We start from the raw sequence: 2,889 nt of genomic DNA, 5'->3' as shown, positions 1-2,889 counted from the left end.
GGGGATGGGGCATTGGAGAGCGGGAGGACGGATCTGGTAGTGCTGACGCGGAAGGCGACGAGCCAGAAGCCGGAGAGTGAGAGTGTGGTGTTTGATCTAGGGGGGAAAGCTCTGCCTGAGCTTATCGATGGGGATCGTGTGCGGATACCGAGCCGAGAAGAGTACCTGCCGGTGGTGTACGTGGAAGGAGCGGTACTAAGTGAGCAGGCAGTGCCTGCGGCGGCTGGCCAGGGGCAAGGGGCTGGTGTGCAGGCAAGCGGCACGCAGGCGCAAGGGGTACAGGAAGCCGTCAAAGAGCCATACAGCATACTTCGCGTACCCTACCGGAAAGGGCAGCTTCTGTCGCAGGTCGTCAAGCCACTTTTAGAGAAGCTGTCGCCGAGAGCGGACTTAAGCCAGGCGTATATAGCGCGAGGGACGAGCCGGATAGCGGTGAATCTTGAGAAGCTTATGCATTTCTACGCTGCAGCCGATGATGTGGTGCTGCAGGCGGACGACCACATAGTGATACCGTATGGGCTGAATTATGCGTATGTGAAGGGGGAGGTGCAGAAGGCGACGCTGGTGGAGGTGAGTTCGGACAGCCGGCTATCGGAGGTGTTGAAAGGGCTTACGACGGGTCTATCGTCGTTGCGGGATGTGCGGGTGACGGCGCTTGATGGTTCGGTGAGGAGCTATGATCTTTTCAAAGCCGAGCGGTTTGGGGACCCAAGCCAGAATCCACTTTTGCGGCCCGGGGATGTGGTGGAAGTCAGCAAGGCTACGCGGATCGTGAGTATCGAAGGGGAGGTGCGGAGACCCGGCCGCTACCAGTTATTGGCAGGAGAGGGGGTGAAGGAGCTAGTGAGCTACTATGGGGATGGGGCATTGGAGAGCGGGAGGACGGATCTGGTGGTGCTGACGCGGAAGGCGACGAGCCAGAAGCCGGAGAGTGAGAGTGTGGTGTTTGACCTTGGGGGGAAGGGTCTGCCTGAGCTTATGGATGGGGATCGGGTGCGGATACCGAGCCGGGAAGAGTACCTACCGATCGTGTATATAGAAGGAGCAGTCGCTGGCGATCAGTTAGCAATAACAAGTAAAGACCAGACTGTTACTTCCACCAGCTATGCCGTTATCAGAGCCCCTTTCAGAAAAGGAATGAGCGTCTCATCACTTTTGCGTCCGATGAAAGAAAAGATACTTTCTTCTGCAAATCTAGCAAATGCTTTTATTATCCGAAAGGGAAGTCCGAATCAAACCTCAGTCGACCTTGAGCGCCTTTTGTATGCAAATGATCTTCACTATGATTTCGAATTGCAGCCTGAAGATCGCCTTGTTATACCTTTCGGTTCAATGTATGTGTTTGTGACGGGCGAAGTCACAAAATCAACCTGGGTCGGTATTACAGGGCTTACCCGTTTGCGCGATGTTGTTTATCCTCTTGTCACCCGGTATTCTTCTATTCGCAATGTAGTAGTAAAAGCAGCTGATGGAAATGAAAAAACCTATGATCTATTCAAGGCCGACCGATATGGAGACTTATCGCAAGATCCATTCCTTCGCCCTGGTGACGAAATAAGAGTGTTACCGATGGCCTTGCTTGTCACTATTGAAGGCGAAGTGAAGCGCCCTGGCAGCTATCAACTGCTCCCTGGTGAGGGTTTGAAAGAGCTGATCGAAGTGTATGCCGATGGCTTTACAGAAAAGGCTAACCCCTCAAGGCTCAGTGTTGTTCGCTTTGTATCTGAAAAAAGCCCTGTTGGCGAAAAGCATATTTTTGATTACTCAAAAGATGCAAATATACCGGTGCATCTCTATGATGTTATTACAATTCCGTCTCTGCAAGAGCTTTTGCCGGTTGTCTGGTTTGAAGGCGCAGTGGGAGTAGGTGTATCCGGGGCTTCGCCTGAAACAAGTCAGAGAGTACCATATACTTACTTCCCTGGAGAAACAGTCTCACAAGCAGCGCTGGCAAACCGCAAGCTTTTTTCTGCAGTATCCGATCTGTCAAAAGCATACATCATTCGCAATGGTGAGCCCTATATTCCCGTTGATCTGGCAAAGTTTATCTATAATTACGATCTTGCAGGTGATATACCCCTCAAGCCGAATGATATTCTCATTGTGCCTTTCAGACAATTTTTTGTCTCAGTGTCTGGAGCAGTACGAAATCCTGGCAGATATCCGTACATCCCCGACAGGACTTGGGAATACTATATCGGGCTGGCTGGCGGCTTTGATACCGAAAGGAATGCGAACCAGAAAATAGCAATTTATGACATGAATTCGAAAAAGGTTGAACAGACAGGGCGGATGATCCAGCCGGAAGATAGCATTGTTGCGGCATCGAATTCTTTCACGTATACATTGTTCAGAATCTCTACGATTCTATCCACGGTTCTCTCCATTGTTGCACTGGTTATAAATCTAGCGAAGCCTTAAAAACTATGGACTAGAAAACGGGGTCTGACCCCGTTTTAAAAAATTCTCACGGCCGACCAGAAAAATTTAAAAAACGGGGTCTGACCCCGTTTTAAAAAAAATCATGAAATCAACTCTACACGAATCCGAATATTCGCTGCTCGAAGCGATTTATGCCTCAATCGCCCAGAAGGAAGCCTCGGGAGCCACGAGCCAGCGCGAACTGGCCCAGGCCTCGGGGCTTTCTCTCGGGATGACGAACGCGCTTCTAAAGCGGTTTGTGGAACGCGGATGGATAAAGCTGTCACACCTCAACAAGCGAAAAGTGCTCTACGCGCTGACAGCGGAGGGCATAGAGGAGATTTCTCGCAGGGTTGTCGATTATTTTTCGAGAGCATCGCATAACGCGGCGCTGTACCGCAAGAGAATCGATGCGTTTGTCCGGGCTGTCGCCGAGCAGGGCTATACAGCGCTCGAGCTTGTCGGCCC

The 2,889-nt window shown here is 51.3% G+C and carries 2 protein-coding genes; both read left to right on the top strand.

Annotated elements, in window-relative coordinates:
- Positions 1 to 2,421, top strand: a 2,421-nt coding sequence (locus GAP13_RS12910) for an SLBB domain-containing protein (RefSeq protein ID WP_222126226.1), incomplete at its 5' end; no start/stop codon positions are given.
- Positions 2,422 to 2,524: 103 nt separating this feature from the next.
- Positions 2,525 to 2,889, top strand: a 365-nt coding sequence (locus GAP13_RS12905; RefSeq protein WP_158908698.1) for a winged helix-turn-helix transcriptional regulator, incomplete at its 3' end; no start/stop codon positions are given.

The organism is Rectinema subterraneum, from assembly GCA_009768935.1.
GTDB classification, from domain to species: domain Bacteria; phylum Spirochaetota; class Spirochaetia; order Treponematales; family Rectinemataceae; genus Rectinema; species Rectinema subterraneum.
This window is presented reverse-complemented; position numbering and strand designations above follow the sequence as displayed.